The organism is Candidatus Manganitrophaceae bacterium, from assembly GCA_016200325.1.
GTDB lineage: Bacteria > Nitrospirota > Nitrospiria > SBBL01 > Manganitrophaceae > Manganitrophus.
The window spans coordinates 312,524-339,066 of sequence record JACQEZ010000019.1 but is presented as its reverse complement, the minus strand read 5'-3'; the positions used below and the strand labels follow the sequence as shown (position 1 = coordinate 339,066).

The following is a 26,543-nucleotide window of genomic DNA, read 5'->3' as shown; positions in this document are numbered from 1 at the left end:
GCGGCGGCCATTCCCTTTCCATCAACCGACCTTGAAGAATCCCCTTTCGACCTCTTTGGCGCGGTGACCCGGTGCAATTCTCGCTTGCCGGTGAAGCGATCCACCGGTATACTTTCTCCGGAGAGGCTCTCCGTTTCAGCCGAGTGTGAGGCCGTCTCTCAAAAGGCCGCGCGGCTTGCTTCTCGTTAAATCTCTGTATTGGCCCTTTTTTAAAATCCTTTACGATATCTCTACGTCTCTGCCGAAAGACTTTATGAGCCTCGGTTCCGATCTCCTCTTTCTGGAACGATCTCAAGAAGAGGCCGAGCGCAATAGACGAACCGATCAATCAGAACGCGTCCCGAGCGAGAACGTGTCGTGAGAACGTATCGCGCGAGAATGTATCAATAGATGAAGCCTTCGAACCAAAGGCGAATCAACATTGGATTGGGACTGACCGTCCTGATCTTCATCGTCACCACCGCCGTCTCCCATCGCAGCACGGTCCGGTTGAGCGCAACGGCCGAGTGGGTCTCGCATACCCGACAGGTTCTGGAGCAGATCGAAGCGCTTTTCTCCACCCTGAAGGATGCCGAGACCGGGGAGCGGGGATACCTCATTACCGGAGATGAGATCTTCCTGGAGCCCTATCACGCGGCGGTCTCCCAAGTTGATCGGGCCTTCCAGAGCGTCAGAAGACTCACCGCAGACAATCCGAACCAGCAAAAGCGGTTCGACCTCCTTGCGCCGCTGATTGCCCAAAAGGAAAATCGCTTCAAAGCGCTGATTGCATTGCGAAAGAGCCAGGGATTTTTGACCCCCGATCAGTCGGCGCAGATGCGGCAAGGGAAAGAGGAGATGGATGCCATCCGGCGGATCATCGCCGAGATGAAGGGGGAAGAGAATCTCCTGTTGAAAACCCGAGAGGAAGAGTCCGCGGTCCAGGCCCAAAAGACAATGCAGTTCTTGTGGCTCGACGGGGTGATCGGTCTCACGATTTTCTGCACTGTTTTCTATCTCCTGAATCGAGAGATGTCGGAGCGGCGGCGCGCGGAGGAGGGGCTGGCAAAACAGACCGATCTCCTCCAATCGATCCAGGCGAGCATTGGAGAAGGGGTCGTGGTCGCCGGCTTGGACGGCCGCTTCGTCAGTTGGAATCCCGCCGCGGAGAAGATCATCGAGCTTGGAAAATTGGAGGTCGGCGTGGAAGCGTGGTCGGAGCGGTACGGGGTCTTTTTGCCCGATCAAGTCACCCCTTATCCTCCCGACCGGCTCCCGCTGGCCCGCGCGATTCGCGGCGAATCGGTCGATGCCGATGAGCAGTTCTTGCGTAACGCGAAAGCCCCCGAGGGGGTCTGGCTGAGCGTGACGGGCCGGCCGTTGAGAGATGCGGCCGGGGCGCTTCGCGGCGGGGTCGTCGTTTTTCGGGATGTCACCGGGCGCAAACGGGAGGAAGAGGAATTACGTCGGAAGGATGCCTTTTTAAATTCAATTATCGAAAACATTCCGGCGATGATTTTCGTCAAAGAGGCGCGCGATCTCCGGTTCGTGCAATTTAATCGGGAGGGGGAGGCGCTCCTCGGCTATTCCCGGGACGACCTGATCGGCAAGAACGATTATGATTTTTTCCCCAAAGCGCAGGCCGACTTTTTCATCGCCAAAGATCGGCAGGTATTAACGGAGGGGAGGCTGGTCGATATTCCGGAAGAGCCGATTGAAACCCGCCACCTCGGGACGCGGACGCTCCATACCAAAAAGATCCCGATCCACGATCGGGAGGGGAAGCCGCTCTATCTTTTGGGCATCTCGGAAGACATCACCGAGCGCAAACAGGCGGAGTCGAAGTTTCGCGGATTGCTGGAATCGGCGCCCGATGCCATCGTCATCGTTAACCGCAACGGGCTCATTATGGTCGTCAACGCCCAGACCGAGCGGATCTTCGGCTACAACCGGAAGGCGTTGCTGGGCCAGCCGGTCGAGATCCTGGTGCCGGAGCGTTTCCATCGGCAACATCCGGATCACCGGGCCGGCTACTTCAGAGAGGCCGGGGTGCGTGCGATGGGGGCGGGGCTGGAGCTCTATGGGCGGCGAAGCGACGGCATCGAGTTTCCCGTCGAGATCAGTCTCAGTCCGCTGGAGACGGAAGAGGGGAGATGGACCATCAGCGCGATCCGCGACATCACCGACCGGAAGCGGACGGAAGCGGAGCGGGGTAAGCTGACCGCACAGCTGGAGGCGGCCAACAAAGAGCTGGAGGCGTTCAGCTATTCGGTCTCGCACGATCTGCGGGCGCCGTTGCGCCATATCAATGGATTCGTCGAGCTGCTGAAAGAACACCAAGGGCTTGCGCTCGATGAGAAAAGCCGGCATTACCTGAACACCATCGTCCACTCCTCCAAAAAAATGGGGAACCTGATCGACGATCTCCTCGTCTTCTCACGGATGGCGAAGACCGAGATGCGGATCGGAAGGGTCGATTTCAATGCGATGATTCGGGAGGTGGCCAAAGAGCTGCAGCCCGAGATCGGAGATCGGGAGATCGTCTGGAAAATCGAGACGCTCTCCAAGGTGGCCGGAGATCCGGCGATGTTGCGGCAGGTCTGGGTCAATCTGATCAGCAATGCGGTGAAATACAGCCGGACCCGCGCTCGCGCGGAAATTGAGATCGGCGGCCGCGTCGATCCGAAAGAGCACCTCTTTTTTGTCCGAGACAATGGGGTCGGATTCGACCCGCAGTATGCCGGGAAGCTCTTCGGGGTCTTTCAACGGTTGCATCGTGCGGAAGAATTTGAGGGAACCGGGATCGGGCTGGCGAACATCCGTCGGATCATTCACCGCCATGGCGGGCGGACCTGGGCCGAGGGGCAACTCGATCGCGGCGCCGTCTTTTACTTTTCATTGCCGAGGGGGCCAAGGGGGGAGGAGAAAAGGGATGGGTGATTTCAAGAGCATCTTGCTGGTCGAGGACAACCTCGAAGATGTCGAGCTGACGCTGGAAGCGCTTTCCGAGTATAATTTGGCCAACGAGGTGGTGGTCGCCCGGGACGGCGCCGAGGCATTGGACTATCTGTATTATCGCGAAGCATTTAAGGCGCGGGCGGCCGGAAATCCGGCCGTGATTCTCCTCGATATCAAAATGCCGAAGGTCAATGGATTGGAGGTATTAAGGACAATCAAGGGAGACGAGGCGCTGAAAACGATTCCGGTTGTGATGCTGACCTCCTCGCGGGAGGAGCCCGATCTGGCCGAGAGCTATAAGCTCGGCGTGAATGCCTATGTCGTCAAGCCGGTCGCTTTTCAAGAATTCATCAAGGCGGTGAAACAGCTCGGCATCTTCTGGGCCCTTTTAAACGAGCGGCCGCCGGGAAGCATCAAAAAGACGAAGTAAGCCTGGTAGTGAGTCGTTTATCTGTTGAAGGCGAGAGAAGGGGAATGAAAAAACCACTTCGGGTGTTGATCGTTGAAGATTCGGCGGAAGATGCCGAGCTGTTGATTGCGGAGCTGCGTCGCGGCGGGTATGAGCCGGCCTGTGAGCGGGTCTGTACGGCCGACGGACTCAACGCGGCCCTCGACCGCCAGGCGTGGGACATCGCGTTCGGCGATTACTCGATGCCCCACTTCAACGGCGTGGCCGCGCTGAAGCTATTGAAGGAGCGGGGGATCGACCTCCCCTTTATTTTTGTCTCCGGCACGATCGCCGAAAAGAGGGCGGTCGAGGCGATGAAGAGCGGGGCAAAAGATTACGTCATGAAAGGAAACATGAAGCGCCTGCTTCCGGCGATCGATCGGGAGCTGCGGGAGGTCGCCCTGCGCCGGGACCATGCGCAGGCGGAGAAGACGCTGCACCAGAAGGAGGAATATTTCCAGTCGTTGATCGAGAATTCATCGGACCTGATCACCGTCATCGATATGAAGGGGCTGATCCTCTATGACAGCCCGTCGATCGAGCGGATCTTGGGCTATCGGCAGGGGGAGCTGGCGGGGAAAAACCTCTTTCAGTATGTTCCTCCCGACGACCTCTCTTTGCTGATGGCCGGCATCACGCAAGGGGCGCAGGCGCCGGAGAAAACTGTATTGATCGAATTCCGTTTTCGGCACCGGGACGGATCCTGGCGCGTCCTCGAATCGATGGGGAGAGCCCATCTTGACCCTTCCGGCGCCGCGATCGGCATCATCAATGCCCGGGATATCACCGAGCGGAGGGAGGCGGGGCTCGCGCTGAAGGAGAGTGAAGAGCGGCTTCGGATGGCGATCAATGCGGCCCGGATGTACACCTGGGACTGGGATGTTCGGACCGGCCGGCTGATCCGAAGCGGGCACCATCAGGAGATGTATGGTCCCGAGTGGCCGGTCTCGGAGACCCGCTATGCATCGTTCTTGGAGCGGGTTCATCCCGAGGACCGAAAAAAATTTCAGGAGGTCCTCGACCGCTCGGTTCAAGGAAACGTCCCCTACCGGAATGATTTTCGGATTGTTCGATCGGACGGCGAGGTCCGGTGGCTGGAGACGCAGGGCCAGGCCTATCGGGACGGCGGCGGCCGGGTGATCCGAATGATCGGGGTGACCCAAGACATCACCGAGCGGCGACAGGCGGAAGAGCTGATTCAGCATATGGCCTTTTACGATACGCTGACCGGCCTCCCGAATCGCAACAACCTCTATGATCGGATCCTGAATACCCTCCGGACCGATGCGCATCGAGGCAAGCCGTTCTTTCTGCTCCTGATGGACTTGGATCGCTTCAAAGAGATCAATGACACCCTGGGACACCATCGGGGGGATATTCTCCTTCATGAGGTGGGGGCGCGCCTCAAGGGGGTGCTTTTCGAGCCCAATCTGGTTGCGCGGCTCGGCGGGGATGAATTTGCCATCCTTCTCCCGGAGATCGCGACGGCGGAGGAGGTTTACAGGGTCGTCCAACAGATCCAAGACGCGCTGGCCGCTCCGCTCATCATCGAAGGACTTCCGATTGCCGTAGAGGCGAGCATCGGCATCGCCCTCTACCCCGATCATGGCGAGAATCCGGAGAGCCTGCTGCAGCGGGCCGATGTCGCCATGTATATGGCGAAGCAACGCGGCCGCAGCCATCTCCTCTATGACGCCCAATATGACCCACACAGCCATCGTCGTCTCGCCTTGATGGGAGAGCTGCGCAACGCGATCGATCAGGAGCAGCTGCGGCTTCATTTTCAGCCGAAGATCGATCTCAAGACGCAGCGGGTGATCGGGGTCGAGGCATTGGTCCGATGGCAACATCCGGAACAGGGGTTTATTCCTCCCGATCAATTCATCGGGTCGGCCGAGAAGACCGGACTGATCCGGCCGCTCACCCAGTGGGTCTTGGAAGCGGCGCTTCGGCAGTGCCGTCTCTGGAGCCGGTCGGGGATGGAGATCGGAATCTCCGTCAACCTCTCGACCCGAAATCTCCAGGAGTCGCGATTGGTGGAGCGGGTCTTGGAGGCGCTTCAACGCAACGAGGTCGCGCCGGGCCGTCTGATGCTGGAGATTACCGAGAGCGCCATCATGGCCGATCCGAATTTGGCGAGGGAGGTGCTGACCCGGCTGAGCGAAAGGGGGGTGGGGCTTTCGATCGATGACTTCGGGACCGGCTACTCCTCGCTCGCCTATTTAAAGCGGCTGCCGGTCGACGAAATCAAGATCGATAAATCGTTCGTCCTCGGCATGGCGACCGATGAGAACGATGCGGTCATCGTCCGCTCGACGATCGATCTGGCGCATAATTTGGGATTAAAGGTCATCGCGGAAGGGGTCGAAAATGAAACCCTCTGGGAGCAGTTATCCCGCCTCGGATGTGATGAGCTCCAGGGCTATTATATCAGCCGGCCCCTTCCCCCGGAGGAGCTCTCTTTCTGGCTCAACCGGTCGCCGTGGGGATTTAAGAAAGGGCAGTCACCCGCCTAAATCCAGTCTATTCAAAAACGCACGGAAAATAGAGGGGCGGCGATTTACGGGGCTTTTTAATCCTCGTGATGGTGATGCTCGCCTTTGACGCAGTAAGGGCCCTCACATCCGAAGATGTCGAGATTCTGTTCCATCTCCGGGGGGATACGGAATGCCTCCTGCGTCTCATAAATCGGTCGGATCACCTGGCGGGCGTCAAACTCGAAGTTGAGCTCCACCTGGCCGTTGGGCGGCACGGTCACCGTCTTCTCGATCGGCTTCATGTGGGGGTGCCACGCGGTTACCTTATAGGTCCCCGGGGGGAGCCGGTCGATGGAAAACTCTCCGGTTCGGGTTGTCTTGTCAAAATAGGGATTGTCGACGACCCAGACCCAGGTCTGCATATATTCGTGCATGCCGCAGATAATCTGGGCGATCTTTTTTCCGGCGTCGAGATCGACCCAGCCGCGGTTGGGCCGGTTGGTGACCGGAATCGGAAAGCGGACCACCCGATGACCGGTCTCTTTTTGATAGATCTGCGCATCGTGGATCACCGGGTCGCGATTGACCACCGAGAGGAGATGGTGGTTCCGCATGACGCTGACCAAGGGATGGATGTGAATCAGATTTCCGTCTTTTGTATCGAACTGCTCGTCCTCCGTGACCTCGGAGGGGTGAAACATACAATTGACCGTGACGAGCTTGTTTTCGTTGGAGCGAAATCCTTTTCCGCCCGTCACATTCTGGACGGCGACGACCACATCTTGGAGTCCCCCGGCGGGGTCGACATTGAATTCTTTGAGGAGGACGAGCCCCTGTCCGTCGGAGATCTTCTTGCAAAAGTCGCCGAACGGATAAAGCACCATCGGAAAAGTGCGGGGTTCGGGAATCGGACCGCTGAGGACCGCCTTCCCGGTGATCGTTCCCCCTTGTTCTACCGGGGCGGTGTCATAAGCAAAGACGGGGCTCACCACCAGGCAGAGAAGGATGAGGAGGGTCCATTTGAAAATGTCGATTTGCTTCTTCATCAGCGCCATGCTCTCTCTATAATAATGAAGGGTTTAGGTTAAGCTGTCAACCGCGAAATTCATCTAAAGAGAAGCCCAGAAAATCGCCCTTTTGCGCGATCTAAGCGGCCGGAATGCCCGCCGGGAGTCTCTGCTTCCCTTTCCAATATTACAGCATAGCGCTCTTCCTTCTTCAAGTCTCTCCGATCTATAATCAAAGTGAATCAGGTGGCGCCCTGAGGGTTTGCGTCATAAAAGAGGGAGGCGGCGATGCCGGAGAAACGGTGGATGATTTATGGGGCCTATGGCTATTCCGGAGCGCTGATGACCGCGGAGGCGGTCCGGCGCGGACATCGGCCGGTGGTGGCGGGCCGGTCGGCCACACGGCTGATCCCCCTTGCAAAGCGGTTCGGACTCGATCCGCTCGTTCTTGAGTTAACAGACCAAACCACATTGGCCAAAGCGGTGGCCGAATGCTCCCTCGTGCTCAACGCGGCGGGGCCGTTTGTCGAGACGAGCGGCCCGATGGCCGAGGCGTGTCTCGCCGGGGGGACGCACTATGTCGACATCACGGGCGAGATTGGGGTCTTCGAGGCGCTCTTCGCCCGCGATCCGGAGGCGAAGCAGCGCGGCATCACGCTGCTGCCGGGGGCGGGGTTCGATGTCGTTCCGGGAGATTGTCTTGCAAGGTATGTCTTCGAAAAGGTGCCGGGGGCGACCCGGTTGGAGCTTGCCGTCGCGGCGCTGACCGGTGTCAGTCCCGGAACGGCGAAGACGATGCTGCAGCAGCTCCCGCGCGGAACACGGGTCCGCCGCGACGGCGGACTGACGGCCCTGCCGACGGGCGAGGGGACGCGGCGGATTCGATTTCCCGGCGGGATCCGGACAGTGGCGCCGGCGAGCCTCGGCGAGCTGGCCGCCGCCTACTGGACGACCGGCATTCCGAACATCACAACTTATCTGGCCCTTCCCGCGCCGGTGATCCGCCTGATGCGTTGGACCGGGCCGCTCCTCGAACGGCTCCTGGCGACCGATGCGATCCGGCGGATGGCGGCGCGCGTGGCGCACGCCGTGATCAAAGGGCCGGACGCCGACGCGCGGCGACTGGGACGGTCGGCCCTCTGGGCGCGGGCGTCGGATGAAAAAGGGAATGCCGCCGAAGCGTGGCTCACGACGGCGGAGGCGTACGACTTCACCGCGATGTCGGCGGTTCATTCGGTGGAGCGGCTGCTCGACCGGCCGCCGGCCGCCGTCTGCCACGGCGCCTGTACCCCCGCCGGCGCCTTTGGCTCCGGCTTCGTCCTGCAGATCCCCGGAACCAAATTGATCGATCATCTATCGGGTGATATAGGGTGATCGTTAGGGTGACCGTTCCGGGGAGACCGATCGCGTCTGATCTTCTATCGGATTGCGCGGGATTGCGCGGTTTCTCCGGGGAGTTCAATTTCGAAAAGGATTTTCCGGCAGGTGCAGTAATTGCCGAGGTGGCAGAGGGCCAGCCGGGTGGCGATTCCCGGCGGCGGCAGCGGCAGGATGTCCGGTTCGAGCGTCCCGACGCCGAGGGTGATGTGGGGGGAGAAGCGGTCATAGGCGGCGGCCGCGGCGTAGCGGTTGACCCAGTCGACGCTCGTCTGTTGGACCTCGGGAAAGCCGATGAAATCGTCCGCCGCCGCCTCTAGGAAAAGGGGTTTCATCCGGCGGAGGACCGTCTCGTGCAGCGCTTGGAGCGAAGGGGTCCGCTCGATCTTCAAGCTGGAGACCGGCTCGCCGGTTGCGATCCCCCCGGCTTCGATCCCGGTGACGGTGAGGGAGATCGGCGGAAAGTGCGATGCCACCTCCGCCAAGAGGTCGGCCGCGGCGGGGAGCGCCTCTTCCCGGAGCGCCCCCATCGCGAGGGAGAGATGCGGCAGACAGTCGTTTTGATTCAGCACGATCTTCGGATCAAAGCGTCCGAGCAGCGCCCGATTGAGCCGAAGGGCCGCCTCCGCGATCTCTCGGGGGGGAAGCAGAACGATGTCACACGCGATCCGGGTCACGGCCGGCTCCTGGACGGAGGTTATCTCCCATCTCGTCGACAAAGTGCCGGTAGAGATCGACATCGCCGTTCTTCTCGATCTGCTTCTCCTCATAGGGAATCGCCACGCGGCGATAGAACTCCTCGGAGATATTCTGGAAGGTCCCGGTGATCAGGGCGATGAGCCAGTAGCGCATCTTCCCGAACCGGAGCCGGACCACCTGAAGCGCGAGCCGCGTGCAGCAATAGTTGAGCGAGCCGGCAAAGGCGCCGTCCTGTCCATCGGCTTCGGCCTGGAGGGCGATCCGCCGGGCGAGCGCGTCGATTAAAGGATCAAACTCGGTTCTGGCATGGGGTGCGATGTAAGGCATGCGTCTTCTCCTCCACGTAGATGAAGCGATCATCATAAAGAGGAAGAGGGTCCAAAGCAAGGGACCGGCCGTGATGGCCTGCGCGCTCCATTTTCATGGAACGGTCTTGCCAAAAGGGATCGTTTAAAAGCATTCAAAGGAGGAGGCGGAGCGATGAAGCGGGTTCTTTCCGGTGTGACGGTCGAGTGCATCAAAGGGAACATCGCCGCCCAGCCCGATGTTGCGGCGATCGTGAATGCGGCAAATGCCGAGCTGACGATGGGGGGCGGCGTTGCGGGGGCGATCCATCGGGCGGCCGGTCCGGGGCTGGCGGAAGAGGGCCGGCCGCTGGCGCCGATTCGCCCCGGGGAGGCTGTGATCACCGGCGGACATCGACTGCCGAACCGGTATGTCATTCATTGCCTCGGTCCCGTTTATGGAAGAGACAAACCGGAAGCGGCGCTGTTGGCCCGGTGTTATTCGCGCGCGCTCGATCTCGCCGAGGCGCATCAGATCGCCGCGATCGCCTTTCCCGCGATCTCCACCGGCATTTTCGGCTATCCGATGAAGGCGGCGGCGGAGGTCGCCTTTCGGACGATCCAAGAGAAGATCCCCACGCTTCAATCGGTTCAGCAGATCCGGTTCGTTCTCTTTTCCGACCCAGACCTCGACATCCACGAAAAGGCCTTGTCTATTATATCGGGCGAATGATCTTTTAAATCCTCAAGAAGGGGTCCGGCGATCTTGCCGCACAAAACCCGGACCGCCCGGCGCCGGTTCGGGCGCGTCGGCCGGGGGCGACTCCTCACCCCACCGAATCCACCGATCGATCGTCCGCTCTCTTCCCCCCGGGCCGCCGCTCGCCGCTTCAATCACCCCGATTTCGGCGGCGACCCCCGCCAGGTAGAGCCGGTTGCCTTCGGAATCGACCGCGATGGAAAAGGGAAAGGCGCCGGTCGCTCCCTGAATCCGGAGTTGCTCCAACCGCTCTCCGTCATAGACGAAATAGGAGCGGAGCATCGGCGCCGCGATATAGAGGCGCTTCGCGCGGGGATCGAACGCAAGGCCGCGGGCAAGCGTCCCCTTCGGGAGGGGAACGCGCTCGGGCGGCGCGGTGAGGTCGTCGAGGTGAAAGATCAGCACCCCGTCGAAGTTCGACACATAGAGGCGCCGCCGGTCGAGATCGGCCGCCATGGCGAAGGGGCCGTTGAGGCCGCTCTTCTCCGGGCCGATCGTCCGGTCGGGACGGCGCTCCCCCTCGATCTCCTTCGATTTCTCGAAGACCAGCAGGGCGCCGGGGTGGGCGTCTGCGACAAAGAGACGGCCGCGGTCGGCGTAGATGCCGGTCGGGAAGTTAAACCGCCGGAGGACCCGGCTGGCGCGGGTCGTGGAGCGGGGATCGAACCGATCAAAGATCAGCAGCGCATGGTCGGTGGCGTCGGAGACAAAAAGGCTCTTCGCGTCGGGATCATACCAGAGTCCGGAAACGACGTTGGCGAGGTCGAGCGAAGCGCCGGGGCGGGTTCCCTTTTTGCCCGGCTGCGGGAAGACGAGGAGCTGCGAGCCGCGCCGGTCGTCGCCGACCGTCGTTGCAAAGAGCCGGTCTTGGGTCGGGTCGAACGCCAGAAGGAGCGGCTGGAACGAGGGGGCCTGCGCGAGGGCACGCCCGATCGGATCGGGTTTCACCGCGACGGACAGAAGCAAAAAGAGCAAAAAAAGCAAAAAGAGAAAGAGCAGTCCGATCAGGCCGCGGCGGGTCGGTCCGGCGGGTGTCGGTCTAAATAGAGGGCGCCTCATCGCTTCTCCTTCAGCGCCGGAATCGCCTCGATTTTCTCCTCGGTCAACAGATCCCACTCGACCCCCTTCGGCCGCGGGTAGCGGCTGCGGCAGACGATGACCTTCCTCGGCGTGAGGATGAAATCGACTGGGATGTCGTGCTCCGCCCAGGGGAAGGTGCGATCCAAGATCTGGAGCGGATGGACGCTGGTGACGATCGGCGTGTCGGGCCGGACCTTCCCCGCCTCGGTCGCCAACGCATACTCGAGGTCGGAGTAGCCCTCCCCCTTTCCGATCCGCCCGCCGTCCCGGCTCACCGCAACCGATCCGCAAAAAATGAGGTCGATCGGCTCCATCTCTTCGACCGTTACTGTCCGACCCCAGTGGCCGGCCCCGACGATGCTGGAGGCTTCCCACCATTTCTTCTCACCGATCCGATCGGAGTCAAGCTCGATGAAGCACTCCAGCCGGCGCAGCCGCGGCACCGCCATGTAGAGACGTTTTCCGTCCCGGAGCGCCTTGTAGCGGATCGCCCGTTGGGGCGCATCGGGATTGATCTTGATGACCCGTGCCGCCTGCCAGACCTTCAGCTGATCGAGATGTGCGGCGCAGCGCTCCGCCCCGACAAAGTTCGGAATCCGCCCCTGCGCGCCTGGAAAGCGGGCCGCCTCCTTCGCTTCAAGGAGATTCCACACTTTCTCCCGGATCGCTTGTTTCTTCTCCTGTAGAGACATTGTTCTCCGGGATTCCTTTAAGAAGGTGTCTGCCTGCGTTGACCGGATTCCTTCAGAATCAAAGGGACGGATTCGATCCCGCTGCAATGGACCCGACGCCATCCGATCCGGCGCCCTTCCTTCTGCATACCATTCTCTCTTCTGAAAAATCAAACTAATTCGCCAATTTTTAACAATCTTCCCGAAGCCTCTCTCGGTCGTTTCACCCCCTCTTTTCGCGCTTGAACAAGATTGCCCCCTGAGTTATTGTTGAAGGAGGTATGGCGAGCGGAATCGGTTGTCGGACCGGTGAGCGTCGGTGGAAAACCCGATCAGAAGCGAAGGAGGTTCTGCATGGAGATTAAAGAGCTGGGGCATGTCGTCCTCTATGTGAGCGATCTGGAGCGCTCGCGAAAGTTTTACCGGGATCTCCTCGGCTGGCGGGAGATCGGCGCAATGGGGAGCTGGGCGGTCGCATTTTCTTCGGGTCGAACCCATCATGAGCTCTTGCTGATCGAGGTCGGCGCGGAGGCGGAGCCGATTCCCGACGGCCCGCGCGTGGGGCTCTACCACTTCGGTCTGAAGGTCGGGGAGAGCGATGATGAGCTCCGGAAAGCGATCGATCAGCTGCGGAGCTCCGGGGTGCCGATCGTCGGCATGTCCGACCATGGCGTCACCCACAGCGTCTACATCGCCGATCCCGACGGCAATGAGATCGAGCTCTACATCGACGTGCAGCCGGAGGTCTGGCGGGAGCGCCCGGACGCATTCCTCGCCCCGGTCCGTCCGCTTCGTCTGTAGCGTGAACGATCCGCAAAGAGCCTAAAGAGGAAAATAAGGGAGAGATGAAGGCGATTCGAGTTCATCAATTCGGCGGCCCGGAGGTGCTCCAGCTGGAGATGCTGCCCGATCTTCGGCCCGGTCCCCAACAGCTGCGGGTCCGGATCAAAGCAATCGGGGTCAATCCGGTCGATACCTATCGCCGGTCCGGCTCCAATCCCGACCTGAAGGTCCCCTACACCCCCGGCTCGGATGCCGCCGGGATCGTCGAGGCGGCGGGGGAGGGAATCCATCGGTTTAAGGTCGGCGATCGGGTCTATACCTCAGGAACGTTGACCGGCGCGTATGCCGAGGCGGCGCTCTGCACCGAAGCGCAGGTTCATCCGCTGCCGGCGCAGGTGACGTTCGAGCAGGGGGCGGCGATCGGGGTCCCTTATGCCACCGCCTATCGCGCCCTCTTCCAGCGGGCCCGGGCCGTTCCCGGAGAGGTGGTGCTGGTCCACGGCGCCACCGGCGGGGTGGGACTGGCCGCCGTGCAGCTGGCCCGGGCGGCGGGGATGGTCATCCTCGCCACCGGCGGCAGCCCGAAGGGGCGGGAGCGGGTGGCGGCGCAGGGGGCGCATCACCTGCTCGATCATCATGCGCCGGGATATCTGAAGCAGGCGCTCGCGCTGACCGAGGGGCGCGGCATCGATGTCATTCTCGAGATGTTGGCCAATGTGAATCTCGGAGAAGATCTGAAGGTCTTGGCGGAGCGGGGACGGGTGGTGGTGATTGGAAACCGGGGGACGGTGGAGATCAACCCGCGCGATGCGATGAGCCGGGAGGCCGACATTCTCGGCGTGATGCTCTTTAATGCGACCGATCGGGAGCAGGCGAGCATCCATGCCGCGCTCGGGGCCGGTCTGGAAAACGGCACGCTCCGTCCGGTGGTCGGCCAGCGGCTTCCCCTGTCCGAGGCGGCGCAGGCGCATCAGGCGGTGATGGCCTCGGGGGCTTACGGAAAAATTGTTCTGATTCCTTGAAGGAGGGAGCGTCGGGTGGGAGGAATACCGGAAGAGAATGGAGCGCGTTCGGCCTTTGACGCGCGGGCGCGGCAGCGGATGCTGGAGGTGAATCAAGCGCTCCGCGCCCTTCATAAATTGCTGATCCGCACCGTTCAAAGCGAATATGAGCGGGAGCATGGACCGATCGCCGGGCCCGGAGCGCTTCTCCGTTTATTGATGGAAGATCCTTTTTTTTCTTGGCTCCGCCCGATGTCGAAGGTGATGGTGGAGATGGACGAGCTCCTCGAAGAGGAGGCGCCGCTGGAGCCGATCCGGATGGCCGGTCTCCGGGAGCGGATCGAGGGGATGATCGCCTCCGAGCGGTACCTCGCCTTTCTTCAGTCGAGCCCCGACGTCGTGATCAGCCACACCACCCTCCGCAATGCGCTTCGGACCTTTTCATAGCCACGAAAACGGGCGCGGACCGGCGGTCCGGAGCCGACGTTGGGTTTCAGGGCGGATGCGGGATAAATGAGATAAATGAAATGGCAGTAACGAGATGGCAGTGAATAGACGCGCAGATGAGGAGTTGCAGCCCGATCGGCCCGGTTCGGAAGCGGAGGGCCCGCCGCCGGTGCGAGCGGCGGTCCGGCCCGAAGCGATCTCCGGCGCGCCCCGCCGGCCTCCCTATCAGCGGCCCCGTTTCATCCTCCTCTTCTTGGTGGTGCTGATCGCGCTGATCTTCGGCCTCCGCTATTATCTTCATTCCAGAGGGATCGAATCGACCGATGATGCCTACATCGAGGCGCATGTTGTCCAGGTGAGCCCGAGGGTCGCGGGACATGTGATCGAGGTGTCGGCGCGGGACAACCAGGAGGTCAAAAAAGGAGATCGGCTCGTCGCGATCGACCCGCGCGACTACGAGGTGCGTCTGGCGCAGGCGCGCGCGGGAGAAGTCGCCGCGCGGGGAAAGCTGAAGCAGGCGGAGACGCAGCTGCCGGTGGCGCGGGCGAACCTCGGACAGGCGCAGGCGGAGGTCCAGGTGGCCCAGACGACCGCCGATTTACGGGAAACCGATTTAAAAAGGCTTCAGCAGCTCGGTGAGCTCGTCTCCCAGCAGCAGCTCGATCAGGCGAACAGCGCTTTTCAGACGAGCCGCGCCCAGCTCGTCGCCGCCCGCAGACGGGCGGCGGGGGCGGAGGCGCAGGTCGCCGCGGCGGAATCCCAAGTTCAAACCTCCCAAGCCGAGGTTGAGCAGGCGGTGGTTGCGGTTCAGCAAGCCGACCTGGAGCTGACCTACACCCGGATCTTCGCCCCCGACGAAGGACGGGTCACCCGCCGAAGCGTGGAGCCGGGGATGTACGTTCAGCCGGGGCAGGCGCTCTTGGCGCTCGTTCCCAAGCAGGTCTGGGTGGTGGCGAATTTCAAGGAGACGCAGCTCAACCGGATGCGGCCGGGCCAGCCGGTGGAGATCCGCGTCGACGCCTATCCCGGAAAAATTTTCAACGGCCATATCGACAGCATTCAGGCCGGCTCCGGCGCGCGGTTCAGCCTCCTCCCCCCTGAAAATGCCACCGGCAACTTCGTAAAGGTGGTTCAGCGCTTTCCGGTGAAGATCGTCTTCGATGGGCCGAACGACGCCGGCGCTTTCCTCGCGCCGGGGATGTCGGTGCGGCCGGAGGTGCGGCTGCGGTGAGCCCCCCCGGCCCTCCGGCCCTCCGACCATGAGCAGCGACGGCGCCGCCGCGGCGCGGCCCGCGCGCAACCCCTGGATCATCGCGATCGTCGTGACGATGGCGACCTTCATGGAGGTCCTCGACACCACGATCGTCAATGTCGCCCTCTCCCACATCGCCGGCAGCCTCTCGGCCGGCCTCGATGAGAGCACCTGGGTCCTCACCTCTTATCTCGTCTCCAATGCGATCATCTTGCCGGTCAGCGGCTGGATGTCGTCGGTCTTCGGACGGAAGCGCTTTTACATGGGCTGTGTGGCGCTGTTCACCGCCAGCTCGTTTCTTTGCGGCTTCGCTCCGAGCCTCGGCTGGCTGATCTTCTTCCGGGTGCTGCAGGGGCTCGGCGGCGGCGGGCTGCAGCCGAGCGAGCAGTCGATCTTGGTCGATACCTTCCCGGCGGCGAAACGGGGGATGGCCTTCGCCGTCGCCGGGATCGCGATGCTCTCCGCCCCTTCGATCGGCCCGACGCTCGGCGGCTGGATCACCGACAACTACAATTGGCGGTGGTGCTTCTACATCAACATTCCGATCGGCCTCCTCTCCCTCTTCCTCACCTCCCGGCTGGTCCACGATCCGCCGCATGCCAAAGCGGTCGGCTTTAAAGAAGGATTTCGAATCGACTATATCGGGCTCGGGCTGATCGCGCTCGGCTTCGGCGCCCTCCAGATCATGCTCGACAAAGGAGAACGGGAGGATTGGTTCCAGTCTCCCCTCATCCGGACCTTGGGGGTGATCGCCTTCGTCGCGATTGCCGTCGCCATTATTTGGGAGCTGCGGCAGAAACGGCCGGTGGTCGATCTGAGGCTGCTGCGGACACCGAACTTCGGCATCGCCAATCTCTTGATGTTCATGATCGGCTTCGTCCTCTTCGGCAGCTCGGTCCTTCTTCCGCAGATGCTTCAGACCCAAATGGGATATACGGCGCAGCAGGCGGGGATGGTCCTCTCGCTCGGGGCGTTGGTGGTGATGGTGATGATGCCGGTCATCGGCCTTCTCGTCTCGAAGGTGCAGCCGAAATGGATGGTCCTCGTCGGCCTGGTCCTGCAGTCCGCTTCGCTTTTCTACATGACCCGGTTTAGCCTCCAGATGGATTTTCAGACGGTGATGTGGGCCCGCTGCTTCCAGGCGTTTAGCCTCTCCTTTCTCTTCGTGCCGATCAACACCGCCGCTTACGCCTATCTTCCGCCGGGAAAGAACAACAACGCGTCGGCGCTGATCAACCTCTCGCGCAACATGGGGGCGAGCTTCGGGATCTCGATCGTCACCACCTTCCTGGCGCAACGGACCCAGTTCCACCAGGCGCAGCTGGTCAGCCACCTCACGCCATACGACCCCGGCTACCAATCGGCCCTCGGACGGCTCGTGGCGCGGCTCATCTCCGCCGGCGTCGGCGCCGTCGACGCCGCCCGCCGCGCCGAAGCGATTCTCTACCGGATGGTCGACCAGCAGGCGACGATGCTCGCCTACATCGACAACTTCTGGCTGCTCGGTCTGCTCTTCTTGGCAATCGTCCCGCTGGTATTCTTTCTAAAGCGGATCGAGCGAGGCAAGGCGCCGGCGATGCATTGAGAGGAGTTTGCCTGTCAGCATAATACGAGCATGAAGGATATAGATCCCTGACGAGGGTATATTTTTAAGTGGATCAGAGGTGAAGAATGACTAAGTATTCCTTGACAAACATCATTCAATTCTATACCGTGTGAGGCATTCATTGAGTTATTAAGAAGCGGGAATAGGAAGTCTCTGATGCCCCCCAGCCATCAAAGGCCAACGATCACCTTTGTAGTCGCTTCGATCCAATCGAACATTCTGAAAAAATCTTTCGGTTCGAAAATTGCTGAAACCCTTGCCTACATTAATCACCACTACGCTCAAGGTCTCACCCTCAAAGAAGTCGCTTTGCTCATGGGGATTCATCCCGATTATTTAGGCCGGCGATTTAAGGCCGAGACGGGAATCCGCTTTCATGATTATCTTCTTCGTAAGCGACTTGAGGCGGCGTGTGTTCTCCTGAGAGATTCTCTGAAAAATATTAAAGAGGTTTGCTACGAGTGCGGTTTCAGCGATCCACAGGTTTTCTGCAAAGTATTTAAGAAATGGATGGGGTCCACTCCTACCCTTTATAGAGAGACGCGTTCAGCCCCGTCCAAGAACAGCATCAGAGTACTCCTCCATATCTGACCTCTCACGTCCAAAATAACCGATCGATCCTGCTTTCTTTCACCGGAACAAAAGGTCTGTTTTTGACACCTCTTTTCGGTTGCAAGTTTGGTATTAAATGCTACGATACGCTCCTGTATTTCTAGAGCATCTTATTTGAAAAGCTTTAGTCCGTCTTTACTACTTACACACCCATCATTTTATTAAAGCAGAGTTAGGAGGAAGAGATGGCCCATCTCCGCAACTATTATAGAACTGCGCTATTAAGCCTCTTTCTGATGATCCCATACCTTCTGATCGATTCTTCCTTTGTCTTTGCAACCGATTCACTTCCAGTCCAAGTAGAATTTGCAGGTGGCAGCCTTCAAGTCAGTTGGGGCGGGGTTCCCCAAACGCGCGATGGAAAAGAATTCCAATTCTGGACGGTTGAAATTAATGCGGATGGGCTAGGCCGTTTCGTATGCGGATTGGCAATTGCGGGGGCTGGCCCATGCCCTTTCGGTGTCGGAACGACGAGCAAAAACATGGATGTTACAGCCCCGCTTTTGCAGGGCGCTGCTCCGGTCGGAACTCGCGTTACTGTTAACATTGGGGCTTATTATGATGGCAGCCCGGGAGCTTCTTGGATTGAGCAATATCATGGAAGCTTTAGTGAAAATAGAACAACTCCTCCAATTGGTCTACAGGAAGTGGCCGGTACAAAGTCCGGGCGGATTAATACTCTGCTTAAAATTCCCTATCTTATTAGGGTGAGATTTACACGCCTGGGGCAGGAGTTGGAAGGCGGGAATTTAGACCTTGGTACTTTTGGGCTTGTCAGCGCTTTTCCGGCCGGAGCGACTGGTCAGCGCGTCGGCTCCGCGGCAGCCCTTGTTGGAGGGAGTCCATCCGAAGTAAACCTCCCTTTTACAGTTGGCAATAAAGATGGTAATTATAACGTTCTTATCATTTGTTCTCTCTGTAACAACCAACAGTCAGCCAATCTTACTTACACAATAAACGTGCCTAAGGCGAGCTTGACCTTGACGGCCAATCCCAAGGATGTGTGGCCGGCAGGTTATCCGGAGAGTATAAGCAGCATCAGCCTTGAAGCAATTGATGGACTGGAAGGAACTTATGGACCCCTTGCCGGATATGACGCAAACTTAAACATCCAGCCTATTGCGTTTTCCGGTGGGCATGATCATTCAGATTTAAGCCGCCCGCCCGGCACTCTTAAAGTCGGTTGCAAGCCTCCCAAATCCAATTGCTGGACATATACTGGATCAATCCTCGCAGGTGAGGAACTCATCATCGCGACAGCCTTATCAGATCCCCTGGTCACGGGCCAAACCTTAGTTAATATAGCGATACCTGACTTAGGAGAGCTGACCGATAGTGTAGCGCCTCCAATTTGGCGGCTGACGGGAAAGACTGGTTCACATTCTAGTAATCACTTCGGAACCGCAGGAACCAATGCAATGATACGAGCGATGGCTAAAGATTACTATAATATCAACCATGAGAGTATTGGTATTAATGATATGAGCCTCCCGAAGGGTGGATTATTTGATGTAAACGCCAATTGGAGTCCCGACCCCGGACACGTCCTTCACCGAGAGGGGAAAAGTGTCGATATAGATCGATGCGCGCAAACAAAGGTCAAACAGGATCTGCTTGATCGAGGGGCAAGTGACTTTGGGGGGAGTCGAACTGTCGAGAAACCCAAGGGACCGCTCGCCTGTGACGGTCCCCCTGATACAGCTCGAATCCATTATGATTTTCCATAAAGAGGGCTAAATGAGAATTGGCCGATTGATGACTTTTGTGATTGTGACATTTAGTCTGGCTCTTACCCGCGAGGCGATGTCACAAAATTTGACACTGTTACCGGGTGAACAGGTGCCAATATTAAAAGATGTTCAGGTAAAAGCCGATGTGACCTTGGAGGATAATCTTGTTTACAGCTATAGCTATGAAATTACAAATCCTCAGTTAAACACAGGCAGAATCTGGCTGGCCGGTATTGATATCAAAAAGCCTGCAGGGAGCAAGGAGCTTAATCGCAGCGGGCTTGTAAACGGTCCTCGCTATACTGAGAACAGCTCTGAGATGATCCTCTCCGCAATTGGGAGCACCTTAATTCCGGTTGGCTCCTCATCTCCGGAGAACTGGACTTCTGGGTTAACAATGGATGGGACGATCTCATGGGGAAGTTTTGATTCACCTTTCCGAATCCAGCCGGGCCAGTCTCTCTCCGGATTCAAGGTTACTAGCCATGGTCTGCCCGGCATTCGCTCAATATTAATTAAACCAAAATTTGAACAGACGCCAGTAGATGAAGCAACGTCGGAAAATTTGGAGAGAATAAAACAGATTGAGGGATCAATCGTCGTCCAGCAAAAAACGATCGGCCCCACAGCACCGCCCCAGAATTTTGTCGCGCTTGATTTCACCAATTATATTATCAGTCTTCGGGGAGAATCCCAAGCGCAACGTTGGATTCTTCAGCCCGATATTCTTCCTGCGCTTGACTCTAAACTAAATACGGTTAAAAACAGTCTTATCGCCGGCGACAATGCCATTGCATACTCTAGCATTACTGATTTCATCAATGAGGTGGAGAGCCAAAAAAACATAGGTCTCACGTCTGAGGGATATGCCCTCTTAAAGTTCAATGCCATCTATCTGAGAGATCAACTTTTCCAGCAACTGCCAGCAGACAGCGTTGCTCCTGTTACAACTGCTGAGGCCTCTCCGGTCGCGAATGAAGCCGGATGGAATAAGACCGATACGATTATTACCCTCACTGCTGCTGATAATGAGGGGGGATCGGGAGTTAAAGAGATCCGCTACAGTCTCGGATCTGGTGCCGAAGTCATCACCGTAGGGGCTTCAGTGACGGTTCCTGTGACCACCGAGGGTGAAACGCCGCTCCGTTACCACGCGGTTGATCAGGCGGGAAACAGCGAAGCCGAAAAGACCCTCACAATTAAAATAGATAAAACTCCGCCCATTATTAACACATCCGCAAACCCACCTGCCAATGCCGCAGGATGGAATAATGCAGATGTGACCGTCACGTTTATCGCTACCGACTCCCTCTCCGGAAACACCACCTGCACCCCTGCCTCTTTTGTGGTGAGCAGCGAAGGGGCCAATCAGTCGATCAGCGCCACCTGTCGCGATCAGGCAGGAAACAGTAGTAGCGCTTCCTATAGCGTCAGCTTGGATAAGACGGCGCCGACCCTCACCTTCGGTTCCCTCAGCCCCCTTCCGAATGCGGCCGGGTGGAATCGCAGCGATGTCACGGTTGGGTTCTCGGCGGCCGATGCCCTCTCGGGTCTCTTATCCACCCAACCTGCATCCAGCCCCCTTGTCTTTAATAGTGACGGAACCGGGATGACCCGGAGTGTCACTGTGACTGATAAAGCCGGCAACAGCGCCACCTTTACCAGCCCTGTGGTCAACCGGGATACGATTGCCCCAACGCTCACTTTTGGCACTGGGACTCCCGCTCCCAATGCGGCAGGATGGAATAATACCAACGTCTCCGTCCCATTCACCACTCAGGATGAGCGTTCCGGTATCGCCGGAAGCAGTATCTCCAGCCCGCTTGTTCTTTCGGCGGAAGGGACCGCCGTCACCTTGAGTGTCACCGTCATCGATCAAGCGGGGAACCAGGCAACCCTCAGCTCTCCTTCTTACAAGATCGACAAGACCGCGCCGGTCTTGACCCTCCCTTCATTTGCTGCGAGCTACCTGCTCAACAGCAGTCTCCCGCTCTCCTTTAGTGCCTCCGATTCTCTCTCGCAGGTGAGCACCCTCGCGGGCGCTTTCAACGGCGCCTCGGTCTCAAGTGGCGCCAGCGTGCTGCTGACCCAAGTGGGGGCCAACACCTTTACACTCTCTGCAACCGATCAAGCAGGCAACAGTGCCAGTCAAAGCCGCCCCTTCTCGGTGCTCTACGGCTTCGGAGGCTTCCTTCCGCCCGTCGACGAGAATGACATCTATCAATTGGGGAGGACCCTGCCGACGAAGTTCAAGCTCACCGATGTCAATGGAGCGTCGGTCTCTACTGCCGTTGCCCATTTGTCTATGCAGAAGCTTTCAGGAGCCGAACCGACAGGGGACCCGATCGACGCCAGTTCCAACAGTGCGGCCGACTCCGGCAATCTCTTCCGATATGATGGCAGCCAATATATCTTCAATCTGGATACGGGGCCGCTCTCGGTGGGAACTTGGCGGCTTCAGGCAGTGCTCAATGACGGATCAACGCGCTCCGTCCAGATCGGGCTGAAAGCGAAATAAATTCTAAATCATGATAATCTTTTGAGACAGGATCTGCCCTAGATCCCTCGTGAAAAACTGTCCCAAAGGTGCGGACTCAACTGCAGCCGGCCGACTCTTTATTTCCCTTGGTCTGGTCGGTTCTCTCCCTTTCGGATCTGATTCGCGCTCCCGACTGAATACTCCCTTTGAGCCAGATAGACAGCGCCCACCGGAACGCGATATCTTCACCTTAAAGAGGTGAAGGTCGATGTTGTGGATCGATTTTTTTGTTGCGCTTGGGATCGGTCTGATTCTGAGCGTCATCTTCTGGCCGCTCTTTCGGACGCCCGACCGGCGGTTGGCCTGGGCCGCCGAATTGACGGAGTTCTTCTGGTTCTTCCTGTTGGTCTTTGTCGCCGCTTGGCTCGGAGGAATCTGGGTTGTCCCGGTGGGGCCGCGCGCCTGGGGGGTGAATTGGCTTCCGTTTTTAGCCACGGGGCTGCTCTTCGCCCTGCTCTTGGCGGTAAATGCCCCGATGCGGGAGATGCCGCTGCGACGTGAAACGCTGGCTGAAGCGCGGGAGGAGCGGACTGAGGATGCAAGGACGTTCCGCCTCCTCAATCTCTTTTATTGGGTTCTGCTTATTTCTCTCCTGCTCTCCATTTTATTGCACTACCGCCGGTAACTCCTAAGTTTGACATGAAGGCATCCTGCCCTCTGAAGCCGACATCCAGGGTTTCAAAATCAGTTCTTCTTGAAAGACGACCCCAGCAATGGCGGCAGGAATCACAAATCATATCTGGAGCTGGGAGGAATTACTTTCGAATTAGGGCACTACCTTTCTTCAATTCCAATTGTAGTTTTCCAGCCAGTCTGATAGATTTCCCTTTTATGGGGATCCAATTAAAGAAAATAGTTTTCTTATTTGTCTTTCTGCTAGGGTTGCTGCTTTCCCCTGCTCCCCCTTTAGCAGAATCGTCCATTTTAGAGGTCTGCTTTACCCCAGGGGAGAATTGTACTGGGGCCCTTGTGAAAGGCTTAAGAGAGGCTCGCTCTTCGATTCTGGTGCAAGCCTACTCCTTTACCTCCGCTCCAATAGCAAAGGCATTAACGGAAGCACATAAGCGAGGCGTTCACGTGGAAGTCATTCTTGATAAGAGTCAACGGAAGGAGAAATACACCTCGGCTGATTTTGTGGCTCATGCGGGCATTTTGACCTATATCGACACTGAACACGCGATCGCCCACAACAAGGTGATGGTAATCGATGGCGAAACCGTCATTACCGGTTCCTTTAATTTTACAAAAGCAGCTCAGGAGAAGAATGCGGAGAATCTGCTAGTGATTCGGGATAAGGCCTTGGCCGCGCAATATTCGGACAATTGGCATCTTCACCAAAAGCACTCTGAAATTTATCGAGGTAAATAGAAAATCGGTGGGCGGTTAAAATTCAGATTGAAAAAGAGAGGACATGGAAGATAGTGGTCTTCCAGGCCCCAAAAGAAATCAAGCAAAGAACCGTCTCATATCCGGAATGAAAATACAAAAGAGAAATTAAATTGGACAATGATGAAGTCATAATCAGGCGAATTCACTATGTCTGCTCTTCATGTAATAGAGAAGCTATGAATCCGAGTAAGCCCTTGAGAAGCACGAGCAGGACGCGCAACGTATATTGGAAGAGGTACGCCGTTCTGCCGCCGAACGGGGGGTATCACAACAGGCAATTTATTTTCAGAATGAGAGCATTGAGCATAACAAACAGGCAGAAAATTGGCAAAAGGCGACAATAGGAGTTGCTGTCATTTTGATTCTTTACGCGGCTATATCTGCAACCTTGCATAAATGGGACTGGATTGAGCCAAAGGATACCTATGAAGGATATCAACTTGGCCTTAGCAAGATTTTAGTCTTCTCGGTATTGGCTTATTTGCTCTTTCTATCAGCGCGGAATTTCCTTTCTCACAAACACAATGCCATTGTGAACAAACACCGGCAGAACGCCTTGCTAACCTTCAACGCTCTTGTAAACGCAGCAGGCGGACAGGCTCCACAGGATGTAGTGCTGACCTATGCGGCTGCCTGTATCTTCTCGCCCCAGGAAACGGGTTATACGAAAGGCAGCAGCGGTCAAGCTGATATGCCTACGAATATTATTCAGGCTTTGCCAAAAATTATTGCGGAAAAGTAAATTCCATCCTACCGCTCTTCACTTCGGAGGCGGCGCGTTTCGACAGGCTGCGGGGGCGTCCTTGGCCCGCTGGGTGTCGTGCGGCGGGGAGTCCCATGGGGGCGGCGGGATTTTTCGCTGTCGCGGTAGGGACGCATCTTCCCGGACGCGACGGCGAGCGGGCGGGCCGGTGGGACAAGCGAGGAAGCCTGGCACGCGTAGCAACCACTTACGGGCAAGCCGTGTTGATCTGATCCTGTTTTCTCTGGATCAATAATTCGTGTTAACAAGTAAATTTGTAAACAAGCTTATATGCCAACACTTTCATTTACTGACTTCTGGCAGACTCTGCGGCTATATGTCCGGCAAGCGAAGTAACGAACGCTTTTAGACTCGTCATCTCTGAAAGATCTGTGTAATCGCCCGTTGTTATGGCTGAACGGGGAGAGGCAATAATTGAAGCGGTAGTATAAAGCTGTTCCTGTACCAGCCTCTGGCACAAAATGTCATAGCGTTTTAAATAAGAAGCGCCCTGAAATTCCTGGAATACTGGAAAGTGTGGCGATCGGCCGCGTACCGGTGTTCTTGACTCCGGCGCATCCTCAACCATCATTATCCAGCCGACGAAAGGCCTCAGCTGCTCACCGAAAGCACCCTCGCGGTAAGCCGTCCAGAAATCATGTGCGGTGCCAATAGCCTCTTCAGTCCGATTATTAAAGTTGTTTCCGAATGACGGCCCCACCTGGCTTTTGAGTTCAATGGAGGCGACCAGCCGGCCTTGATGTAAAACAAGAAGATCCCAAAGTTTGGTCGGCCGGAAGTACCCAGGAAGGGTCAATAAGGTACGTTGCTGATGAATATCAGCATGAGCAAGACCGTTTGCTTTGACTAGATCAATGACCAAGGCGATAAATCCGTCCATATTCTTGCCAGCCGTCACACCGGCGCGTTCGCCTTGGTCGACAGTGCCCGCCTCTATCTGTTTCTGTTTTGCCTTTTCGCGATTACCCCAAAAGGCCATAGTGGCTTCGCGGGCCTTGCGCTCATAGTCGACCAGGTCGATTCCCATGATTTAATTGTCCTTCCCCTGGATGACTTCAATTTCTTTCCGGGTCAGACCATAGAGAGTAGAGACAATGCCATTGCAAGTTCTCTGATCACCATGTTTGGCAGATCTGATGATTTCTTTTTTGACATCTGGGGATATCTGAGACCAGTATGGAATACGGATGCGACGCAAGTATTGGGCTTGGAATCGCAGATAGCCGCCATGCATCTTGGTGGAATAGGTTGAGACGAACAGGTGGGCGATGCCTGATCTCAGAACGGCTTGAAGGGCCTGCAAATCCCACTTGTCAGAGGTTATGTAATAAAGATTGTGATGAGGGTATAATTCGCCTGGTTCATACACGATATGCGCTTCACCTTTAATATCGGGGATAAGAAGCTTCGGGCGAGTAGCTAACTCTGGATAAATGCGGTCGATCGTCCGATACCAGTTAGCAGGTGCTTTTTTGGCACAATGGCGTCTTATGATTTCACTCTTATGTTTCTCCAGGAATCGTTTCAGACGTGGGTAATGGGCAAGGTCGACCAATCCGCCATCTGCAGCGAAGGGATTAATAACCCCAAGTCCACGCCAGCAAATTTTCCCGGTCATAATATCTCGCGTCATTACAAGTGGCAACTTCCGATCTGGCTCGACGTTGAGTTCATCCATTGGAGCAATAAAGACCTTGTCAGCACCTGTCGCCACACCGATGCCAACTTTACATCCTGCTTCCTCCAGGGTGGGGAAGGTATGTTCTAGACGCCGCACCACGTCTAGATGATCAGCAGACTCGAAGATCCAGGGTTCTGCCCCATTTAGCACACTGTGAATTTCTCGGATAGGGGCGCGACGAGCTGGAAGATTCGGCGCAGCCAAAGTTTCCGCCAAGGCGGCGAGGTTTCTTTTAGTAAGCTCTGGACGATGCACAACTCGGGTCATGCCGGCCGGCTGATGAGCAATCACGGTGATGGCGGGATAGGCCAGAACGTCACTGTGGAAAGCTGGAGTATCCACCATGTCCACATAGACTTTTAGATGAAAGCTGTCAGCAATCATCTGCCGTAACTTACTACCATAGCGATTCTTCATCCAACGATCGGCACAAATGAATGCCAGGTTTCCGCCAGGCTTTAGCAGGTGCAAGGATCGTTCAATAAAAGGAATATACAAATCAGCACGATCGTAGAGTGTACTAAAACGCTCCCTGTAAATCTTCATCAGGGCATCAGCAATTCGCTCTTGTCGTACATAAGGAGGGTTTCCAACGATAGTATCAAAATTATACGAGAGTTCTGTCAGCAGAAAATCACCCTGGACAAGCCAAGCTGCCGCGAGCCTGGACGCGACGCTTGCCGAGATCCCGTACTGTATTAGACGATCAATAACTGCCTGCTGAGTGCGTATGAAGGTTGCGCTGTGGAGCTCGACCGCACGGATGCAAGGACTTAGATCCTTGATGATGTTTCCACTATTGCCGGTGTCGCGCACCCAAGCCTTGAAGAGTCGATCAACCGCTGGCAGCAGAAAATCACCCTCGCCGAAAGCCGGCTCGAGAAGGCATTGTTTATGCAGTGATTTGTCTGAGGTATAGCCGGCAAGATCGAGAATAAACTCCACTACACCTTCCTGTGTGTAAATGGCACCACGGCTTTCAATACTCGCATTCGCCATT

23 protein-coding genes are annotated in these 26,543 nt (G+C 57.4%); 16 read left to right on the top strand and 7 right to left on the bottom strand.

What is annotated here, in order from left to right:
* The first annotated feature begins 390 nt into the window (after positions 1–390).
* From HY282_16500 to HY282_16490, 3 genes are read left to right on the top strand one after another with little or no spacing between them, the layout of a single operon-like run.
* Positions 391–2,919 carry a PAS domain S-box protein gene (locus HY282_16500; GenBank protein ID MBI3805351.1) on the top strand — a complete coding sequence of 843 codons (2,529 nt, stop codon included), beginning with the start codon at positions 391–393 and terminating at the stop codon, positions 2,917–2,919.
* Complete coding sequence (locus HY282_16495; GenBank protein ID MBI3805350.1) at positions 2,912–3,367, top strand: response regulator; 456 nt, start codon at positions 2,912–2,914, stop codon at positions 3,365–3,367. Before HY282_16500 ends, HY282_16495 begins: the two co-directional genes overlap by 8 nt.
* A gap of 44 nt (positions 3,368–3,411) precedes the next feature.
* A complete protein-coding gene (locus tag HY282_16490) occupies positions 3,412–5,901 on the top strand; it encodes an EAL domain-containing protein (protein MBI3805349.1) in 2,490 nt (829 codons plus the stop codon).
* A 56-nt stretch (positions 5,902–5,957) separates the two neighbouring features.
* Here the strand turns inward: HY282_16490 and HY282_16485 are convergent, their stop codons facing one another.
* On the bottom strand, positions 5,958–6,917 hold the full coding sequence (locus HY282_16485; protein MBI3805348.1) for a carboxypeptidase regulatory-like domain-containing protein: 960 nt from the start codon (positions 6,915–6,917) through the stop codon (positions 5,958–5,960).
* A gap of 240 nt (positions 6,918–7,157) precedes the next feature.
* On the opposite strand from HY282_16485, the gene HY282_16480 reads away from it, so the two are divergent.
* On the top strand, positions 7,158–8,243 hold the full coding sequence (locus HY282_16480) for a saccharopine dehydrogenase NADP-binding domain-containing protein (GenBank protein MBI3805347.1): 1,086 nt from the start codon (positions 7,158–7,160) through the stop codon (positions 8,241–8,243).
* A gap of 44 nt (positions 8,244–8,287) precedes the next feature.
* Here HY282_16480 and HY282_16475 read toward each other — a convergent pair whose 3' ends face one another.
* Both HY282_16475 and HY282_16470 read right to left on the bottom strand, forming a co-directional pair.
* Positions 8,288–8,923 (bottom strand): 2'-5' RNA ligase family protein, encoded by a 636-nt coding sequence (locus tag HY282_16475; protein MBI3805346.1) that lies wholly within the window; start codon positions 8,921–8,923, stop codon positions 8,288–8,290.
* Entirely contained in the window at positions 8,904–9,272 is a 369-nt protein-coding gene (locus tag HY282_16470) for a hypothetical protein (GenBank protein MBI3805345.1), read from the bottom strand. The genes HY282_16475 and HY282_16470 overlap by 20 nt, the downstream gene beginning before the upstream one ends.
* A 153-nt stretch (positions 9,273–9,425) precedes the next feature.
* Here HY282_16470 and HY282_16465 point away from each other — a divergent pair, with 153 nt between their 5' ends.
* Complete coding sequence (locus HY282_16465) at positions 9,426–9,962, top strand: macro domain-containing protein (protein MBI3805344.1); 537 nt, start codon at positions 9,426–9,428, stop codon at positions 9,960–9,962.
* Positions 9,963–9,974: 12 nt separating this feature from the next.
* Here HY282_16465 and HY282_16460 read toward each other — a convergent pair whose 3' ends face one another.
* Both HY282_16460 and HY282_16455 read right to left on the bottom strand, forming a co-directional pair.
* Positions 9,975–11,048, bottom strand: a complete 1,074-nt coding sequence (locus tag HY282_16460; GenBank protein MBI3805343.1) for a hypothetical protein — start codon at positions 11,046–11,048, stop codon at positions 9,975–9,977.
* Positions 11,045–11,761: a 5-formyltetrahydrofolate cyclo-ligase gene (locus HY282_16455; GenBank protein MBI3805342.1), complete on the bottom strand. Its 717-nt coding sequence runs from the start codon at positions 11,759–11,761 to the stop codon at positions 11,045–11,047. Before HY282_16455 ends, HY282_16460 begins: the two co-directional genes overlap by 4 nt.
* A 333-nt stretch (positions 11,762–12,094) precedes the next feature.
* Here HY282_16455 and HY282_16450 point away from each other — a divergent pair, with 333 nt between their 5' ends.
* The 11 genes from HY282_16450 (at position 12,095) to HY282_16400 (ending at position 23,841) form a co-directional block, all read left to right on the top strand.
* Positions 12,095–12,541 carry a VOC family protein gene (locus tag HY282_16450; GenBank protein ID MBI3805341.1) on the top strand — a complete coding sequence of 149 codons (447 nt, stop codon included), beginning with the start codon at positions 12,095–12,097 and terminating at the stop codon, positions 12,539–12,541.
* Between the two features lie 44 nt (positions 12,542–12,585).
* The gene (locus HY282_16445) at positions 12,586–13,545 is read left to right on the top strand and encodes an NADPH:quinone reductase (GenBank protein ID MBI3805340.1); all 960 of its coding nucleotides are present in this window, start codon (positions 12,586–12,588) and stop codon (positions 13,543–13,545) included.
* A gap of 15 nt (positions 13,546–13,560) precedes the next feature.
* Positions 13,561–13,971, top strand: coding sequence for a hypothetical protein (locus HY282_16440; GenBank protein MBI3805339.1), 411 nt, complete (start codon positions 13,561–13,563; stop codon positions 13,969–13,971).
* Between the two features lie 100 nt (positions 13,972–14,071).
* Positions 14,072–15,202 carry an HlyD family secretion protein gene (locus tag HY282_16435; GenBank protein MBI3805338.1) on the top strand — a complete coding sequence of 377 codons (1,131 nt, stop codon included), beginning with the start codon at positions 14,072–14,074 and terminating at the stop codon, positions 15,200–15,202.
* A 28-nt stretch (positions 15,203–15,230) separates the two neighbouring features.
* Positions 15,231–16,808 carry a DHA2 family efflux MFS transporter permease subunit gene (locus HY282_16430; protein ID MBI3805337.1) on the top strand — a complete coding sequence of 526 codons (1,578 nt, stop codon included), beginning with the start codon at positions 15,231–15,233 and terminating at the stop codon, positions 16,806–16,808.
* Positions 16,809–16,985: 177 nt separating this feature from the next.
* Complete coding sequence (locus HY282_16425; GenBank protein MBI3805336.1) at positions 16,986–17,420, top strand: helix-turn-helix transcriptional regulator; 435 nt, start codon at positions 16,986–16,988, stop codon at positions 17,418–17,420.
* A 206-nt stretch (positions 17,421–17,626) separates the two neighbouring features.
* The gene (locus HY282_16420; protein MBI3805335.1) at positions 17,627–19,168 is read left to right on the top strand and encodes a hypothetical protein; all 1,542 of its coding nucleotides are present in this window, start codon (positions 17,627–17,629) and stop codon (positions 19,166–19,168) included.
* 10 nt (positions 19,169–19,178) lie between these two features.
* The gene (locus HY282_16415; protein MBI3805334.1) at positions 19,179–21,689 is read left to right on the top strand and encodes a PxKF domain-containing protein; all 2,511 of its coding nucleotides are present in this window, start codon (positions 19,179–19,181) and stop codon (positions 21,687–21,689) included.
* 229 nt (positions 21,690–21,918) lie between these two features.
* Complete coding sequence (locus HY282_16410) at positions 21,919–22,335, top strand: hypothetical protein (GenBank protein ID MBI3805333.1); 417 nt, start codon at positions 21,919–21,921, stop codon at positions 22,333–22,335.
* A 206-nt stretch (positions 22,336–22,541) separates the two neighbouring features.
* Positions 22,542–23,078 (top strand): phospholipase D family protein, encoded by a 537-nt coding sequence (locus tag HY282_16405; protein ID MBI3805332.1) that lies wholly within the window; start codon positions 22,542–22,544, stop codon positions 23,076–23,078.
* A gap of 247 nt (positions 23,079–23,325) precedes the next feature.
* Positions 23,326–23,841, top strand: coding sequence for a hypothetical protein (locus HY282_16400; protein MBI3805331.1), 516 nt, complete (start codon positions 23,326–23,328; stop codon positions 23,839–23,841).
* Positions 23,842–24,148: 307 nt separating this feature from the next.
* Here HY282_16400 and HY282_16395 read toward each other — a convergent pair whose 3' ends face one another.
* Positions 24,149–24,889 carry a PaeR7I family type II restriction endonuclease gene (locus tag HY282_16395; protein MBI3805330.1) on the bottom strand — a complete coding sequence of 247 codons (741 nt, stop codon included), beginning with the start codon at positions 24,887–24,889 and terminating at the stop codon, positions 24,149–24,151.
* A 3-nt stretch (positions 24,890–24,892) separates the two neighbouring features.
* Positions 24,893–26,542, bottom strand: coding sequence for an Eco57I restriction-modification methylase domain-containing protein (locus HY282_16390; GenBank protein MBI3805329.1), 1,650 nt, complete (start codon positions 26,540–26,542; stop codon positions 24,893–24,895).
* Position 26,543: the final 1 nt, after the last annotated feature.

What these genes read in the sequence shown, in the direction of transcription:
- HY282_16495 (MBI3805350.1), top strand. Translation starts at nt 2,912, where the DNA reads ATGGGTGATTTCAAGAGCATCTTGCTGGTCGAGGACAACCTCGAAGAT.
- HY282_16455 (MBI3805342.1), bottom strand. Translation starts at nt 11,761, where the DNA reads ATGTCTCTACAGGAGAAGAAACAAGCGATCCGGGAGAAAGTGTGGAAT.
- HY282_16395 (MBI3805330.1), bottom strand. Translation starts at nt 24,889, where the DNA reads ATGGGAATCGACCTGGTCGACTATGAGCGCAAGGCCCGCGAAGCCACT.
- HY282_16450 (MBI3805341.1), top strand. Translation starts at nt 12,095, where the DNA reads ATGGAGATTAAAGAGCTGGGGCATGTCGTCCTCTATGTGAGCGATCTG.
- HY282_16445 (MBI3805340.1), top strand. Translation starts at nt 12,586, where the DNA reads ATGAAGGCGATTCGAGTTCATCAATTCGGCGGCCCGGAGGTGCTCCAG.
- HY282_16500 (MBI3805351.1), top strand. Translation starts at nt 391, where the DNA reads ATGAAGCCTTCGAACCAAAGGCGAATCAACATTGGATTGGGACTGACC.
- HY282_16490 (MBI3805349.1), top strand. Translation starts at nt 3,412, where the DNA reads ATGAAAAAACCACTTCGGGTGTTGATCGTTGAAGATTCGGCGGAAGAT.
- HY282_16425 (MBI3805336.1), top strand. Translation starts at nt 16,986, where the DNA reads ATGCCCCCCAGCCATCAAAGGCCAACGATCACCTTTGTAGTCGCTTCG.
- HY282_16470 (MBI3805345.1), bottom strand. Translation starts at nt 9,272, where the DNA reads ATGCCTTACATCGCACCCCATGCCAGAACCGAGTTTGATCCTTTAATC.
- HY282_16405 (MBI3805332.1), top strand. Translation starts at nt 22,542, where the DNA reads ATGGGGATCCAATTAAAGAAAATAGTTTTCTTATTTGTCTTTCTGCTA.
- HY282_16420 (MBI3805335.1), top strand. Translation starts at nt 17,627, where the DNA reads ATGGCCCATCTCCGCAACTATTATAGAACTGCGCTATTAAGCCTCTTT.
- HY282_16480 (MBI3805347.1), top strand. Translation starts at nt 7,158, where the DNA reads ATGCCGGAGAAACGGTGGATGATTTATGGGGCCTATGGCTATTCCGGA.
- HY282_16415 (MBI3805334.1), top strand. Translation starts at nt 19,179, where the DNA reads ATGAGAATTGGCCGATTGATGACTTTTGTGATTGTGACATTTAGTCTG.
- HY282_16460 (MBI3805343.1), bottom strand. Translation starts at nt 11,048, where the DNA reads ATGAGGCGCCCTCTATTTAGACCGACACCCGCCGGACCGACCCGCCGC.
- HY282_16485 (MBI3805348.1), bottom strand. Translation starts at nt 6,917, where the DNA reads ATGGCGCTGATGAAGAAGCAAATCGACATTTTCAAATGGACCCTCCTC.
- HY282_16465 (MBI3805344.1), top strand. Translation starts at nt 9,426, where the DNA reads ATGAAGCGGGTTCTTTCCGGTGTGACGGTCGAGTGCATCAAAGGGAAC.
- HY282_16430 (MBI3805337.1), top strand. Translation starts at nt 15,231, where the DNA reads ATGAGCAGCGACGGCGCCGCCGCGGCGCGGCCCGCGCGCAACCCCTGG.
- HY282_16410 (MBI3805333.1), top strand. Translation starts at nt 21,919, where the DNA reads ATGTTGTGGATCGATTTTTTTGTTGCGCTTGGGATCGGTCTGATTCTG.
- HY282_16390 (MBI3805329.1), bottom strand. Translation starts at nt 26,542, where the DNA reads ATGGCGAATGCGAGTATTGAAAGCCGTGGTGCCATTTACACACAGGAA.